At 62.1% G+C, this 13,016-nt stretch carries 16 protein-coding genes; 2 read left to right on the forward strand and 14 right to left on the reverse strand.

The window, feature by feature from the left end; all coding sequences use genetic code 11:
- Positions 1-84: 84 nt before the first annotated feature.
- Positions 85-945, forward strand: coding sequence for a LysR substrate-binding domain-containing protein (locus L901_RS24770; protein WP_020811049.1), 861 nt, complete (start codon positions 85-87; stop codon positions 943-945).
- A gap of 35 nt (positions 946-980) precedes the next feature.
- On the opposite strand, the gene L901_RS24775 is transcribed toward L901_RS24770, so the two are convergent.
- The 14 genes from L901_RS24775 to L901_RS24840 form a co-directional block, all read right to left on the reverse strand.
- Positions 981-1,676, reverse strand: a complete 696-nt coding sequence (locus L901_RS24775) for a cytochrome c3 family protein (protein WP_283956568.1) — start codon at positions 1,674-1,676, stop codon at positions 981-983.
- A 2-nt stretch (positions 1,677-1,678) separates the two neighbouring features.
- Positions 1,679-2,170, reverse strand: coding sequence for a nitrate reductase cytochrome c-type subunit (locus L901_RS24780; RefSeq protein WP_065655264.1), 492 nt, complete (start codon positions 2,168-2,170; stop codon positions 1,679-1,681).
- Entirely contained in the window at positions 2,140-4,644 is a 2,505-nt protein-coding gene (gene napA / locus L901_RS24785; protein ID WP_059760952.1) for a periplasmic nitrate reductase subunit alpha, read from the reverse strand. The genes L901_RS24780 and napA overlap by 31 nt, the downstream gene beginning before the upstream one ends.
- On the reverse strand, positions 4,619-4,906 hold the full coding sequence (locus tag L901_RS24790) for a chaperone NapD (RefSeq protein ID WP_003520944.1): 288 nt from the start codon (positions 4,904-4,906) through the stop codon (positions 4,619-4,621). The genes napA and L901_RS24790 overlap by 26 nt, the downstream gene beginning before the upstream one ends.
- Positions 4,899-5,399 carry a ferredoxin-type protein NapF gene (napF, locus tag L901_RS24795; RefSeq protein WP_059760955.1) on the reverse strand — a complete coding sequence of 167 codons (501 nt, stop codon included), beginning with the start codon at positions 5,397-5,399 and terminating at the stop codon, positions 4,899-4,901. Before napF ends, L901_RS24790 begins: the two co-directional genes overlap by 8 nt.
- Before the next feature lie 7 nt (positions 5,400-5,406).
- Positions 5,407-5,592 (reverse strand): periplasmic nitrate reductase, NapE protein, encoded by a 186-nt coding sequence (gene napE, locus L901_RS24800; RefSeq protein ID WP_031234042.1) that lies wholly within the window; start codon positions 5,590-5,592, stop codon positions 5,407-5,409.
- Between the two features lie 201 nt (positions 5,593-5,793).
- On the reverse strand, positions 5,794-6,981 hold the full coding sequence (locus L901_RS24805) for an NnrS family protein (protein WP_059760956.1): 1,188 nt from the start codon (positions 6,979-6,981) through the stop codon (positions 5,794-5,796).
- A complete protein-coding gene (locus L901_RS24810; RefSeq protein WP_059760958.1) occupies positions 6,978-7,730 on the reverse strand; it encodes an ATP-binding cassette domain-containing protein in 753 nt (250 codons plus the stop codon). Before L901_RS24810 ends, L901_RS24805 begins: the two co-directional genes overlap by 4 nt.
- Positions 7,727-8,536 carry an ABC transporter permease gene (locus tag L901_RS24815; protein WP_059760960.1) on the reverse strand — a complete coding sequence of 270 codons (810 nt, stop codon included), beginning with the start codon at positions 8,534-8,536 and terminating at the stop codon, positions 7,727-7,729. Before L901_RS24815 ends, L901_RS24810 begins: the two co-directional genes overlap by 4 nt.
- A gap of 5 nt (positions 8,537-8,541) precedes the next feature.
- On the reverse strand, positions 8,542-9,525 hold the full coding sequence (locus L901_RS24820; protein WP_059760962.1) for an ABC transporter substrate-binding protein: 984 nt from the start codon (positions 9,523-9,525) through the stop codon (positions 8,542-8,544).
- Between the two features lie 147 nt (positions 9,526-9,672).
- On the reverse strand, positions 9,673-10,056 hold the full coding sequence (locus L901_RS24825) for a hypothetical protein (protein ID WP_059760964.1): 384 nt from the start codon (positions 10,054-10,056) through the stop codon (positions 9,673-9,675).
- Complete coding sequence (locus L901_RS24830; protein ID WP_059761255.1) at positions 10,053-10,991, reverse strand: U32 family peptidase; 939 nt, start codon at positions 10,989-10,991, stop codon at positions 10,053-10,055. The genes L901_RS24825 and L901_RS24830 overlap by 4 nt, the downstream gene beginning before the upstream one ends.
- A 5-nt stretch (positions 10,992-10,996) precedes the next feature.
- Positions 10,997-11,974, reverse strand: coding sequence for a peptidase U32 family protein (locus tag L901_RS24835; protein WP_059760966.1), 978 nt, complete (start codon positions 11,972-11,974; stop codon positions 10,997-10,999).
- Positions 11,965-12,480, reverse strand: a complete 516-nt coding sequence (locus tag L901_RS24840; RefSeq protein WP_059760968.1) for an SCP2 domain-containing protein — start codon at positions 12,478-12,480, stop codon at positions 11,965-11,967. The genes L901_RS24835 and L901_RS24840 overlap by 10 nt, the downstream gene beginning before the upstream one ends.
- Before the next feature lie 149 nt (positions 12,481-12,629).
- Between L901_RS24840 and L901_RS24845 the strand changes: the two genes are divergently transcribed.
- The gene (locus tag L901_RS24845) at positions 12,630-12,980 is read left to right on the forward strand and encodes a DUF488 domain-containing protein (protein ID WP_003520958.1); all 351 of its coding nucleotides are present in this window, start codon (positions 12,630-12,632) and stop codon (positions 12,978-12,980) included.
- The last annotated feature ends 36 nt before the right edge of the window (positions 12,981-13,016 follow it).

Here is a 13,016-nt window from a genome sequence, read left to right on the forward strand (position 1 = left end):
AACGTCATGGAATTGTCAGCATTTTCGCCGATAGTCCAATCGCACCGGCGCCTTTCATGTCGGCCGGCGGCAGAACAGGATCCCATGTCGACCACGCAGCTGAAGGCCTTCCACATCGTCGCGCAATCGGGCGGCTTTTCTCAGGCCGCGCGGGACATGGCGATCAGCCAATCGACCCTTTCGGCTCATGTGCGGGAGCTGGAAGCCATCAGCGGCGTCAACCTTCTGGAACGAAAACCGCGCGGGGTAAGCCTCAGCCCGCAGGGCGAGCGCCTGTTCGAAATTACCGCGCGCCTGTTTCAGGCGGAGAACGAGGCCAAGGCCTTCCTGCGCGGCGATACTGGTTTTGCCGGCGGACATTTGCGGGTCGCCGCAGACGGTCCCGTCCTGCCACTGCCGATCCTTTCGCGACTGAAGGCCGAGCGGCCGCAGCTCACCTTCTCCCTTTCGGTCGATAATTCAGCGCGGGTAGTGGAACAGATCATCGACTATCGCGCCGACGTCGCCATCACCGCCCGCGCACCGGACGATCCGCGTCTTTATGGCGTCAAATTTCTTAGCATGCGGCTTGGCCTGTGCGTGCCCACCACCCACCCGCTAGCGGAACGTGAGGGTGTCTTCATGGCCGAACTGGAAGGCTTATCCTTCGTCATGCGCGAGCGGGGATCCCGCACCCGCGAAATCTTCGAAAAGAACCTTGCCGATCATGGCATTTCCATCCAGCCGGTGATCGAGATTTCCTCCCGCGAGGGCGTGCGCGAGGCCATCGCCAACGGGGTCGGATGCGGCGTGGTCGCCGATCTGGAATTCGGCCATGATGCGCGCCTTTCCTTCGTGTCGCTGCGCGACGCCAGTGAACTCATCGACGAATATGCGATCTGCCTTGCCGAAAGGCGGCATCTGCCGCTGGTGCGCCGGTTCATCGAAGAAGCCGGCCGGGCCTGATTGCGGCCCGACGAAGGCCCCCGTCGCCGCAATAGTCAGAACACGTTCCGGTGCACATCCGTCATCGCGCGCCGCAGGTCGTCGACGGCAGAGGCCGTCGGCCCCGGCTGGTCGTTGAGTGCCGGCGGCATTTTCCAGCCGGGGTCTATGCCTTCCATATTGGGCAATTCATGGGCGATGCCTTTATGGCAATCGATGCAGGTGGCCTTGCCCGTCAGCAGATATTTGGAATGGATATCGGCGGCGCGCTGTGTCTGTTTGGTAAAATCCATGGCGGCGGAGGAATGGCAGTTACGGCATTCCAGGCTGTCATTGGCCTTCAGGCGCGACCATTCGTGCTGGGCAAGTTCCAGCCGCTTGTCGAGGAACTTCTTGCGCGTATCGATGGTGCCGAAAATCTTGCCCCAGACCTCCTTCGAAGCCTGCATCTTGCGGGCGATCTTGTCCGTCCACTCATGCGGCACATGGCAGTCCGGACAGGAGGCGCGCACGCCGGAACGGTTGGAAAAATGCACCGTCCGCGTCAGTTCCTCATAAACATTCGCGCGCATCTCATGGCAGGAAATGCAGAAGGCTTCCTTGTTGGTCATTTCGAGCGCGGTGTTGAAGGCGCCCCAGAACATGACCCCGCCGACGAAACCACCAAGGGTTAGGAAGGCAAGGCTCAGCGTGCCGGCCGGCGTGGTCAGAACCGCCCATATCCAGGCGAGAAGTTTTTTCACACGGGCGATCATCATTCGCTACCCGCCGGTTTGACGCCCATCTCGCTCATGTCCTGAAAGGTGTTGGGCACGAGCGGCCGTGTGTCGGCCTGCGGCACATGGCAGGCGGTGCAGAAATAGCGGCGCGGTGAAACATCCGCCAGCATCTGGCCTTCGCGCGTCATGTAATGGGTGACGCTGATCATCGGCGCGCCGGAATCCTGCGTGAATTCGCGCTTATGACAGGAGAGACAGCGGTTGGCATTGACCGAAAGCTGATAACCGTCGATCGAATGCGGGATGACCGGCGGCTGCTCCGGATAGGCGCGCATGCGCCTGAAATCGTCGATCACCCATTTCGGCAGGGGTTTCGCAGGTTCGGTCTGCATGGCATCGCCGCGCGGGCCGGACAATTCCGGCACCATCTGCGCAACGGCCCCCGTCGCCACCGTCGCAACAACGAAAGCGGCGATCATCCATCCGTGTTTCCTGATCATGCGACCGGCTCTATCTTGACTGCGCATTTCTTGAAATCCGTCTGCTTGGAGATGGGATCGGTTGCGTCGAGCGTCACCTTGTTGATGAGCTGGCTGGCATCGAACCAGGGAACGAAGATGACGCCGGGCGGCATGCGGTTGCGGCCGCGTGTTTCCACGCGGGAGCGTATTTCGCCACGGCGCGAAACGATGCGGATTTCCGCGCCCTGATTGAGCCCGCGCTTGCGCGCATCGTCGGCATTCATGAAACAGCGGGCGCCCGGGAAAGCCTTGTAGAGTTCCGGCACGCGCATGGTCATGGAGCCGGAATGCCAGTGCTCCAGCACACGGCCCGTCACCAGCCAGGTATCGAATTCCGCATCCGGGGATTCCGCCGGCGGCTCGTAGGGCACAGCGATGATGACCGCCTTGCCGTCCTTGTTGCCGTAGAATTTCACGCCCTCGCCCGGTTTGACATAGGGGTCGTAACCTTCGCGGTAACGCCACAGCGTTTCCTTGCCGTCCACCACCGGCCAGCGCATGCCGCGCACCTCGTGATAGGCATCGTAGGGCGCCAGATCGTGGCCGTGGCCGCGCCCGAAGGCGGCATATTCCTCGAAGAGACCCTTTTGCAGATAGAAGCCGAAGTGTTTTGCTTCCTGGTTTTCGTATTCGCCGTTGATCTCGCTTAACGGGAACTTGCCGACATCGCTGTCCTTGAAGAGCACCTCGTACAGCGTCTTGCCGCGATAGGCGGGATTGGCGTCCAGTATCTCCGCCGGCCACACCTCATCCGTGGTGAAGCGCTTGGAGAACTCCACCAGCTGCCAGAGGTCGGAACGCGCCTCGCCCGAGGCCTCGACAAGCTGGTGCCAGACATGGGTACGCCGCTCGGCATTGCCATAGGCCCCCTCCTTCTCCACCCACATGGCGGCGGGCAGGATGAGGTCGGCGCTCATGGCCGTGATGGTCGGATAGGCATCCGAAACAACGATGAAGTTTTCCGGGTTGCGATAGCCCTGATAGGTCTCGTTCTTGGTGTTGGGACCGGCCTGAACGTTGTTGTTGACCTGCACCCAGTAGAAATTCAGCTTGCCGTCATGCAGCATGCGGTCCTGCTGCACGGCGTGGTAACCCGGCTTTTCCGGGATGATGCCGTGCGGGATGCGCCAGATTTCCTCGGCATGTTTGCGGTGTTCCGGGTTGGTCACCGTCATATCGGCCGGCAGGCGATGGGCGAAGGTGCCCACCTCGCGCGCCGTGCCGCAGGCCGAAGGCTGGCCGGTGAGCGAGAATGGGCTGTTGCCCGGCTCGGAAATCTTTCCGGTCAAAAGATGGATGTTGTAGACCATCTGGTTGGCCCAGACGCCGCGTACATGTTGGTTGAAACCCATGGTCCACAGCGACATGACCTTGCGGTTCGGGTCCGCATAAAGCTCGGCCAGCTCCTCCAGGAAGCCGGCTTCCACACCGGTCATGGCGGCGGCCTTTTCCAGCGTGTATTCGGAGACGAATTCCTTGAAGGTCTCGAAATCGATCGCTTCGGTCTTGGTCGGATCGGCGGAATTGGCGGCATTCACCTCCACCGGATTGTCGGGCCGCAGGCCATAACCGATATCGGTGACACCGCGCACGAATTTCGTGTGGTTCTTCACGAAGTCTTCGTTGACGCGCCCGGTCTTGATGATGTGGTTGGCAATGTAATTGAGGATGACGAGATCCGTACCCGGCTTGAAGACCATCGGAATATCGGCAAGGTCCATGCTGCGATGGGTGAAGGTCGAAAGCACCGCCACCTTCACATGGTCGAAGCCCAGACGCCGGTCGGCAATGCGCGTCCACAGGATCGGATGCATCTCCGCCATGTTCGAACCCCAGAGCACGAAGGCATCGGCATGTTCGAAATCATCGTAACAGCCCATCGGCTCGTCCATGCCAAAGGTGCGCATGAAGGCGTAAGCGGCGGACGCCATGCAGTGGCGGGCATTGGGATCGAGATTGTTGGAGCGGAAGCCGGCGCGCATCAGCTTGGTCGCCGCATAGCCCTCGAAGATCGTCCACTGGCCCGAGCCGAACATGCCCACGGCCGTCGGTCCCTTCTCCTTCAGCACCCGCTTGCACTGCTGCGCCATCACGTCGAAGGCCTCATCCCAGCTCACCGGCTCGAACTCGCCGTCCTTGGCGTAGACGCCGCCTTTTTTGCGCAGAAGCGGGGTTTGCAGGCGGTCCTTGCCATACATGATCTTGGACAGGAAATAGCCCTTGATGCAGTTGAGGCCGCGATTGACCTCCGCCTGCATGTCGCCATGGGTGGCGACGACCTTGCCTTCCTTGACGCCGACCATGACGCCGCAGCCCGTGCCGCAGAAACGACAGGGCGCCTTGGACCACTTGATCTGCAATGCGGAAACCCCGCCCGGCACCGGCTGGGCGGCGGCCGGCAGCGCAATGCCCGCCGTTGCCGCCGCAATGCCGGCGGCATGGGCCTTCAATAGATCACGCCGCGTCAGTTCGCTGCTCATCGCCGCTTGTCTCCTCTGTGTCGACGTGTTCGAAAACCATGTTGGCGGCAATCACACCGTCGAGTGTCGAAATATAAGTGAGCGTATCGCCCAGCATGCCGGTGCTCGTGCCGTCTATGACGATGACGATCTTGCCGTTGCCCTCGCCATGAACCTCGACATTGTCGAGCGTTGAAAGCGTTGCCAGCACGGCGTCCCGCATCTGCGGCATCACCGCCACCACGGCGCTTGAAACATGATACCGGCCTGTATTTTCAGGCATATTGCATCTCCGTGGCTCTCTCTTTGATCTCGATCACACTGGCGGGACAGACGGACACGCAGGCCCCGCAACCGGTGCAGGCATCTTCCAGCAGTTCCGGAACGAAGGGGCCGCCACGGCGGGGCCGAAACCGGATAGCCTCGGTCGGGCAGGCATCGCGGCAGGCCTGACAATCGATATTGCCGAAGGCGAGACACCGCTCACCGATCGCCATGACATGATCGAAGCGCTGCGCCGCGGGGGCGGCAAAGACCGGTTCGGGACAGGCCTCCGCGCATTTGCCGCAGAAGGTGCATTCCCCGACGGAGAAATCCACCGAAGGCAAACCGTCCGCCATGACAATGATGCCGGTGGGACAGGCCTCGACGCATTTTGCGCAACCGCTGCACGCGGCGAGGTCACTCAACGCGACCCCGGGGGGACAGATGCGTGGTCTATTTTTTTGTCCGCCGCGCAGGAAATCGCGCCGGCTGAGAGAGACTTCCATCATCATCTCGCCCTCAATGGCCGGGCGGCCCCGGCGGGCCGTAAATGATCTGGAACATCCAGACGATAAAGCCATAGGCTCCGACAAATCCGACCGCCAGAATGGGCCAGATTCCGAAGGCCAGAACGGCGAAGGTCACAAGTTCCTTCGTGCGGCTCGGCTTTTCATCTGCGTGTTGAGGCGCGACTATTTTAGGCATATTCGCGTTTCCCTATTCGGTTGGAGTGATAATCGACCAAAAAGAAAATATGTTCAACCATTTGATTTTATTGATTATTTATCAAAACTAACATTCATCAATATCCCTCCTCTAAGCCACTGATTTCACAGTGTGCTTTTGCCGAAAAAATAAACAAATTCGCTGGAACAGTGATGTCGTCGCGGCTGGACAAGGTCTCTCTCATCCGCATGCGCCCGCCTCATCGATGCCAGGCGCGCGCATGAAAGGCAGGAAACCCTGCAACCAGACCCCGAAGCTCGCCGCCCACAAAACGGAGCTGAGGCCATGGTGATAGGGTGATAATGTTGCGGCAAAATCGAATTCCGGCAGGATGCGGACCAGACCGGCCATCACCATCAGAAGGGCGGCCACATGCGCCTGCCATGGCAGATGCGTCAGATTGCGGCCCGTATGCCGCAGCCCGGCAATGATGAAGACGGCCATGATGGCGCATCCCAGCGCCCCGACCGACAGCAGATGCAGCCCCGCGGCGGGCGTGACGGGAAAACCGAGCCGTGTCGCGCCGAGCGCCAGAAAACCCGCGCCCGCAAAGGCGTTGCCGAGGCCAAGCAACAGCACTTCGGTCTTGAAGACGGCGCGCCCGATGAACCATTCGGCCAGCCGGTCGAAAAAGGCGGCACCGGCCGCAAGCGAAAGCCAGGCGCAGACATCGCTCTGCGGAAAGAAAAGCTTCGCCGCCATGTAAAGCGTCACCATGGCGCCTGCCATATGCTGGCGGCCGGGATGCGGCCGGTAAGGCGTGGTCTCGCCACCCGGATCGAGCGCCAGATTGATGACGACCACATTGATACGCGCGGCGGAAAGTGAAAACAGCACGGTGAAAATGCACAGCGCCGCTTCCAGAAAGCGGGATGCAAGTTCGAGATCGCCGCTCCACCAGGCATAACGCACACCCGCTTCAGCCGCCGTAAACAGAAGAAGCCAGATAAGGAACGCCAGGTGCTTCGCCGTGCGCCGCGCCAGCATCGCCCTGCCGATGAGAACGCAGAGCGCGAGCAGAAAGGCGAGATCGAAAAAACCTGCAAACAGGCTCCCTGCCTCCATCCCGAGAAAGCCGATAAGGCGGCCCGGCAGCCAGAGACCGGCGAGATGAAGCAGCGTTCGTCCCTGCGCCGGCTTCGTATCCGTCCATTCCGGCACCGCCGAGCCAAGGAAACCGACAAGCGCCATGCCATAGGTGCCGAAGATCATTTCATGGGCGTGCCATTGCGATGCAGGCACCGCATCGGCAAAAGGCAGGGCATAACCACCGATGACGATCCACAGGAAGGGCCAGCCTGCGCCGTGCAGGGCGGCCAGAGGGAAAAACAGCCGCAGGGCTTCGGAAAGGATGGGGGGTTGCTTCATCGCACCCGCTCCTTTGCCGAAAACAGTTCGGCGAAGGCCGGGCTCTCGGACAGGCGTTCCGCTTCGTCGAAAACCGCACGCGCCATGCGCCGGCCCGGCGAACCTGCGGGCTTATGCGCGGCAATGACTCGGCCATCGACGCCGGAGAGCACGATCAGCCTGTCGGCCACCAGCAACGCTTCATGAAGATCATGGGTGACGAGAAGGGTGGAAAAACCGCGCCGGCGGGCGGCGCTCACCAGAAGCTCCTGCAAATGACGGCGCAGGCCGACATCGACGGCGCTGAAGGGCTCATCCAGAAACAGCATGTCCGGTTCCACGGCGAGCGCCCGCGCCACGCCGGCGCGCTGGCGCATGCCGCCGGAGAGTTCCACCGGATATTTGCCGAAATCAGCCACCTCCAGACCGACCTCCAGCGCAAAAAGGCCCGCCCTTTCGCGCCGCTCCCGTTTCGGCATGCCGGCCGCCGCAAGGCCGTAGGCAATATTGTCGATCAATGTCATCCACGGCAAAAGCCTCGGCTCCTGAAACACCAGACCCTGCCGGCGATAATGGCGGTGCACGCGGCCGCGAACAGGATCGATGATACCGGCTGCGATCTGTAAAATCGTTGTCTTGCCGCTGCCGGAGGGGCCGAGCAGCGCCACGGTTTCCCCCGGCGCTATGCCGAGATCGAAATTCTCGAACAGGCTGCGGCCGAGAAAGGCGTGGCCGACATGTTCGAAACGCAGGATGGAACGGTCGCTCATCGTTTGACACCCCATGGCAGCCCGGCAGCGCGCCAGCGTTCCAGCGCCTCCCGCAGCAGATGCAGCACGCCGTAATCGGTCAGCAGCGCCAGCGCGACGGTGATGGTGAGCCAGGCGCTGACCTGTGCGATGTCGAACAGCGCGCGTGCGGTGGCCAGTTCGCCGCCAATGCCGCCGGAATTCGAAAGGAGCTCGGCCATGACGGTTACTTTCCACGCGCTTCCGGCCGTCGTCGTCCAGGCCGGGAAGAGGTAGGAGAGCACATGCGGCATGGTGACGGTGCGCAGCCGGTAAAACCATGGAGCGCCGAAGGCCTGCGCCATCACCTCCAGCTGACGGTCCCGCTTGGCGACACCTTCCAGCGCACCGGCAAAGGACACGGGAGCCGAGGCGATGATGACGGTCATGACAGCCGTGCCGCCGGACGAACCGAACCAGATGAGCGCCAGCACGATCCAGCCGATGGGCGGCACGCCGAGCAGAACGGTGACAACAGGCTTCATCAACCGCATGGCCGCAAAGGAATAACCCGCCAGCACGCCCGCCACCGTGCCGATGCCGGCGGCGATGACAAAGCCGGTCAGGGCCCTGACGGCGCTCTGTGACAGGATGGCGAAGAAATCCGGCCGCGCCGCCAGAAGCCCCATTGCCGCGAAGGTCTCACCCGGCGAAGGCAGGATGAAGGAGCCATAAATCTCATGCCCGGCCTGCCAGGCGGCGAGAAAACAGAAAATGCCTGAAAGCCCGGCCCAGCCCGCCCACAGATAGCGACCCATCCAGCCAAGACTTTCGAGAATGCGGTTCATGCCTGCTACACCAGATAAAACCCGTCATCCGGCCGCCGGCCGCCGATGATTGCCGGGTCGGCCTTGGCAAGCTCATCGTAAAACGCCTCGAGATCGGCGCGCGCAGCGCTCGCCTTCAGGGCGCACAGATGACTTGTCGGAAAGGAGGCGGCGATGATTTCCGGCGTGAAACCCAAGGCATCGGCGGCCGCATCGGCCGCCATCTTTGGATCGGCCGCGGCGCTGGCAAGCGCCGTCTCCATGGCGCCCTGCAAAGCCTCGATGCCGGCCCTGCCGAGTTTTTGCTGGACCGCCGATGTCAAGGCGAGGCCAGCCTGCGGAATTTCAGCCTTGCCGGCCACCTTCGCCCATTCCCGCTGAATATCGATGGTGCGATGGACGGTCATGAAAAACGATTTCGCCTTGATGAGCACGGCGGTCGCGGCCGGCTCGCTCAGCAGGGCGGCATCCACCCGTCCCGTCAGCAGCAATTGTACGGCTTCCGGCGGCGAAGCGGCATATTCCAGCTTGATGTCGCCGGGTTTCAGGCCGTTTTCGGCAACAAGGCGGCGCAGCACGAAATCGGGCATGTCGTTCTTGAACGGCAAAGCGAGGGTCTTGCCGGAAAGGCTTTGCAGGGAGTTCAACGTCCCGTCTTTCGAAACGATATAGAGCAGGCCCGTGGTCAGCACGTTCAACAGCCCGAGGCCGAGACCGCGATTGTGGAGATTGGCGACGCCGTAGCTCGGCATCACCACCGCCCCCATGGAGCCGGAGGCGACGGCGGCGCGCATTTCATCCGGCGTTTTCCAGGCTTTGAAGACCGCTCCGGGTGCGACATCCTTCAGGAATCCGCCCTTTACCGCATGGGCCAGCACGGCGGAGGGCGCGGCCGGAGGGCCATAAAAGGTGAGCGGCGCTTCCGCCTTCGCAACATGCGGTGCGGCAAGTGTCGCGACCGCGAGCCCGGAAAAGGCCGAAAGAGCCTGACGACGGGTGAGATGGGCCATGGTCCTGATCCTTTCGCGCCGGAAGCGCCATAATGCACCTGACGCTCGCTCAGACCGTTTTCCGGTCCCGGCGCGTCACCACCCCGGAAATGACATTTTGCAAGCGCCCGCTCTTTGCGCAGGATCAAACAGAGCCGAAAACAGGGATTATTCACCCTTCTTGAGTGAGAGCGCGTCCCGCAGGAGCCGCGAGCCCTCCTGAGCGGCGGCAGCGATATCGAGAAACATCAGGCTTGCGGTTTCAACCACGCCTTGATCCACCATGTCGTCTTCTGCGAAATCGCAGAGCATCTCGGTCAGGAGCGCGATCTTGCGCCGCTCCTCGCGGGCGGCGGCCAGAAGCTTGACGATATTGCGCTGGCGCTCGAAATCCTCGAGTTCGCGCAGCGCCTCGTGCACCCTGTCGCGGCAGCCGCAATCAAGCGCACTCTGCAAGACAATGTCGCGCACCAGATGGATTGCCGCCGCGATATCCGCTCCGCCCGGCGCCGCTGCGGGCAGCATTTGCTCACTTTGCCCGTTCGTCGTCATGCATTCACCCCATACGCTGTGTTGCGGGCGCGGGCGATCCAGGCCGCCCCTTCCTGCCCGTGGTGAAAACCATTGGAAAAGGGCACGTCCGGATAGATTTGCCCGAGACGTGCAAGACCGTCCTCCGCCTCCCGCCTGCCGGCCAGAACATCGTCATGGATTTGCGCCACCGCAACCATGTCGCAGTCCTGCGGCGACAGCCGGAAGCGGGAAATGCCGGCGGCGGCCAGATCCTGCAATTCGCCAAGCAGCGACTGGCAGGTATGCGACACGGTCTGCACGCCGTTCAGCGCCAGAAACGACTGCCGGTCGAGCGTGCGTACCGGCAATCCATCCGGATCGTCCCCGCAGACGAACTGGCAATTATCCTTGATATTGCCCTTGGCGCGGGCATGGGCGCAGCGCGCCGAAATGGCGAGCGGCAGGCGGCCGAAGGCGAAGATTTCGAAGTCCACATCAGGTGTCTCCGCCACGATGCGCTCCACCGAGGTCATCGGCAGTTCCGGCGGCAGGCATATGGCGCTCGCGCCGCGAGACGACAGCAACCGCGCGGTCGCGGCATTATAGACATTCACCATCGGGCCGACGACATGCGGCGTGCCGTGCAACATGCCGAGCGCGGAAAGATCGTTCGCCTCGACCGGATAGGGACTATCGGCGATCAGGCCGCGCAGGTGGCGGCTTTCCCGCTCCAGCGTCACCAGCGAAAGCGTCGAGAGGATCACCTGTTTTCCCGCACTCTCCAGCCGCTCGATCACGTCGGCGAGATGCGGCTCGGTGAAATGAAACCGTTTGGAGCAGACGGTTTCACCGAGATAGACATGGCTGACGGGCGCTTCATCGGCGATGCGGAAATAGAAATCGCGCCATTTCTCGCCCTGCCAGAGATAGAGGACCGGGCCGAGCGCCAATGTGGTTTTTGCGGGTTTTGCCATCGCCGTCATCTCCAGCGTTTCTCATAAGCACCGACGGTGGTACGCTGGCCTTCGCTCAAGAGCCGGAGGCGGGAAAGCAGCCTGCCGCGCTCCTCAGCACCGGCGGCAAGCGCCCGGTGCAGGGTGGAAACCACTTCCGCCACATAGGCCTTGCCGCGCTGGCGGCCCTCGATCTTCAGCGCGCTGACGCCCGCCTCGCGCAAGGCATCGATCTGGTCCATTACATCAAGCGACACCGGATCTTCGAAGGCATAGGACCTGTCATCCGCGATCTCGAAACGGCCCTTGCACAGCGTCGGGTAACCCGCCGCCTCGCCGGCGGGAAAACGGTTGATGGTATAATCGCCAAGTTCCGACACCAGCTCCTGCCCGTCCTGCCGGTAGCGGACATGGCTTGCCGGTGAGCAGACGCCGTTCATGTTGGGTGACTTGCCTGTGGCGTAGGAGGATAGCGAGCAGCGCCCCTCCGCCATGACGCAGAGACCGCCGAACACGAAGATTTCGATCTCGCAGCGGATTTGCCGCGCCAGCCGGGCGATGTCGGGGATAGTCAGGGTGCGCGGCAGCACCACGCGTTTCGCGCCGAAGGCATCGACGAGGAAATTCACCGCGTCCGCATTGGAGGCGGAGGCCTGCACCGAGACGTGGATGCGCTGCTGCGGATGATGTTCCGCCACATGCGCCATCAGGCCGAAATCGGCAAGGATAAGCGCGTCCGCTCCCGCCTTCACGGCATCGGCCGCACCGCGATACCAGATATCCTCATGCCCGGCGCGCATGAAGGTGTTGAGCGCCACGAAGGTCTGGACGCCGTGCTTTTTCGCGTAAACGATGGCCTCGGCGAGTTCCTCGCGGGAAAAATTGAGGCCGGGGAAATTGCGGGCATTGGTTTCATCCCGAAACCCGCAATAGACGGCATCGGCACCGGCATCCACGGCCTCGCGGAAGGCGGCGGGCGTTCCCGCGGGACAGATCAGTTCCATGCCTCACCTCCCCGTGTTTCGGATAGAACATGGCCGCGCAGGCGGTTCGCAAGGCCCGTTACCATTGGCGCGAAAGGTCCGGCAAATGCACCGAGATCGCGCGGCAGATCGATGCCGCTATCATCGAGCGCATTGCGCAGCGCCAGCATCGCCTCCATATCGCCAGTGACGCTCAGATCGCGCGAGAAGAACAGCGCATCGGCATCCTGCCGCCCCTCCATCAACGCAAGCAGCATGAAAAGCGGTCCCTCGACCGCCGCGTCCGTCTTGGGCAGGCGGGCCTTGCGGCTGACGGTGATGACGGGACCTGCCGGCTCGACCATGAAGGCGAAGGGGAGATCGACGGGCAGAAAGGCGTAGCGCTTGCCACGATGTTCGCCGAGCCGGACGAACATATCCGGGTGCCGTTTCATGATCTGCGCCAGCATCGCCGCCGTCGCTCGCCGCACCACGGCAATGGGCAGAAAATTCATGGGGCGAGCGATGGCGGCGGGAAAAGGTCTCATGAAAGGTCCTGTCGGCTCAGTTGCGGGCGGCAACCTAACCGCAGCGCGCGGGTGGCGGTTTGAGCGAACGCAAAGACAGGGAAATTTTCGGGTGCGCCTTCACAAAAGCCGCTATAAATCATTCACTTGCCAAGCGAAGGAGGCCGCCCGTGTCCGATTTAAGGGTCAAACGGATTTACGAACCCGCCAGCGACGATGACGGCGCGCGCATTCTGGTGGACAGGCTCTGGCCACGCGGCATGAGCAAGGAAAACGCAAAGCTTTCCCTGTGGATGAAGGAAATCGCGCCCAGCAACGAATTGCGCAAGAACTTCTCCCATATGCCGTCTCGCTTTGAGGAATTCACCCGGCATTATCATGAGGAGCTTTCCGCCAATCCCGATGCCGTAGCGCACATGAAGGAGCTGATGGCGAAGGGCCGGGTCACGCTGCTTTATGCCGCCCACGATACCGAACACAACCACGCCCTGGTTCTCGCCGACTATCTTCGTTCGCACTGAGCCGCATTTGCGGCAGCGCAAGGACATGCCGCACTG

The organism is Agrobacterium sp. D14 (assembly GCF_001526505.1).
Classification (GTDB): domain Bacteria; phylum Pseudomonadota; class Alphaproteobacteria; order Rhizobiales; family Rhizobiaceae; genus Agrobacterium; species Agrobacterium leguminum.

What these genes read in the sequence shown, in the direction of transcription:
- L901_RS24770 (WP_020811049.1), top strand. Translation starts at nt 85, where the DNA reads ATGTCGACCACGCAGCTGAAGGCCTTCCACATCGTCGCGCAATCGGGC.
- L901_RS24780 (WP_065655264.1), bottom strand. Translation starts at nt 2,170, where the DNA reads ATGCGCAGTCAAGATAGAGCCGGTCGCATGATCAGGAAACACGGATGG.
- napA (WP_059760952.1), bottom strand. Translation starts at nt 4,644, where the DNA reads ATGAGCAGCGAACTGACGCGGCGTGATCTATTGAAGGCCCATGCCGCC.
- L901_RS24790 (WP_003520944.1), bottom strand. Translation starts at nt 4,906, where the DNA reads ATGCCTGAAAATACAGGCCGGTATCATGTTTCAAGCGCCGTGGTGGCG.
- napF (WP_059760955.1), bottom strand. Translation starts at nt 5,399, where the DNA reads ATGATGATGGAAGTCTCTCTCAGCCGGCGCGATTTCCTGCGCGGCGGA.
- napE (WP_031234042.1), bottom strand. Translation starts at nt 5,592, where the DNA reads ATGCCTAAAATAGTCGCGCCTCAACACGCAGATGAAAAGCCGAGCCGC.
- L901_RS24805 (WP_059760956.1), bottom strand. Translation starts at nt 6,981, where the DNA reads ATGAAGCAACCCCCCATCCTTTCCGAAGCCCTGCGGCTGTTTTTCCCT.
- L901_RS24810 (WP_059760958.1), bottom strand. Translation starts at nt 7,730, where the DNA reads ATGAGCGACCGTTCCATCCTGCGTTTCGAACATGTCGGCCACGCCTTT.
- L901_RS24815 (WP_059760960.1), bottom strand. Translation starts at nt 8,536, where the DNA reads ATGAACCGCATTCTCGAAAGTCTTGGCTGGATGGGTCGCTATCTGTGG.
- L901_RS24820 (WP_059760962.1), bottom strand. Translation starts at nt 9,525, where the DNA reads ATGGCCCATCTCACCCGTCGTCAGGCTCTTTCGGCCTTTTCCGGGCTC.
- L901_RS24825 (WP_059760964.1), bottom strand. Translation starts at nt 10,056, where the DNA reads ATGACGACGAACGGGCAAAGTGAGCAAATGCTGCCCGCAGCGGCGCCG.
- L901_RS24830 (WP_059761255.1), bottom strand. Translation starts at nt 10,991, where the DNA reads ATGGCAAAACCCGCAAAAACCACATTGGCGCTCGGCCCGGTCCTCTAT.
- L901_RS24835 (WP_059760966.1), bottom strand. Translation starts at nt 11,974, where the DNA reads ATGGAACTGATCTGTCCCGCGGGAACGCCCGCCGCCTTCCGCGAGGCC.
- L901_RS24840 (WP_059760968.1), bottom strand. Translation starts at nt 12,480, where the DNA reads ATGAGACCTTTTCCCGCCGCCATCGCTCGCCCCATGAATTTTCTGCCC.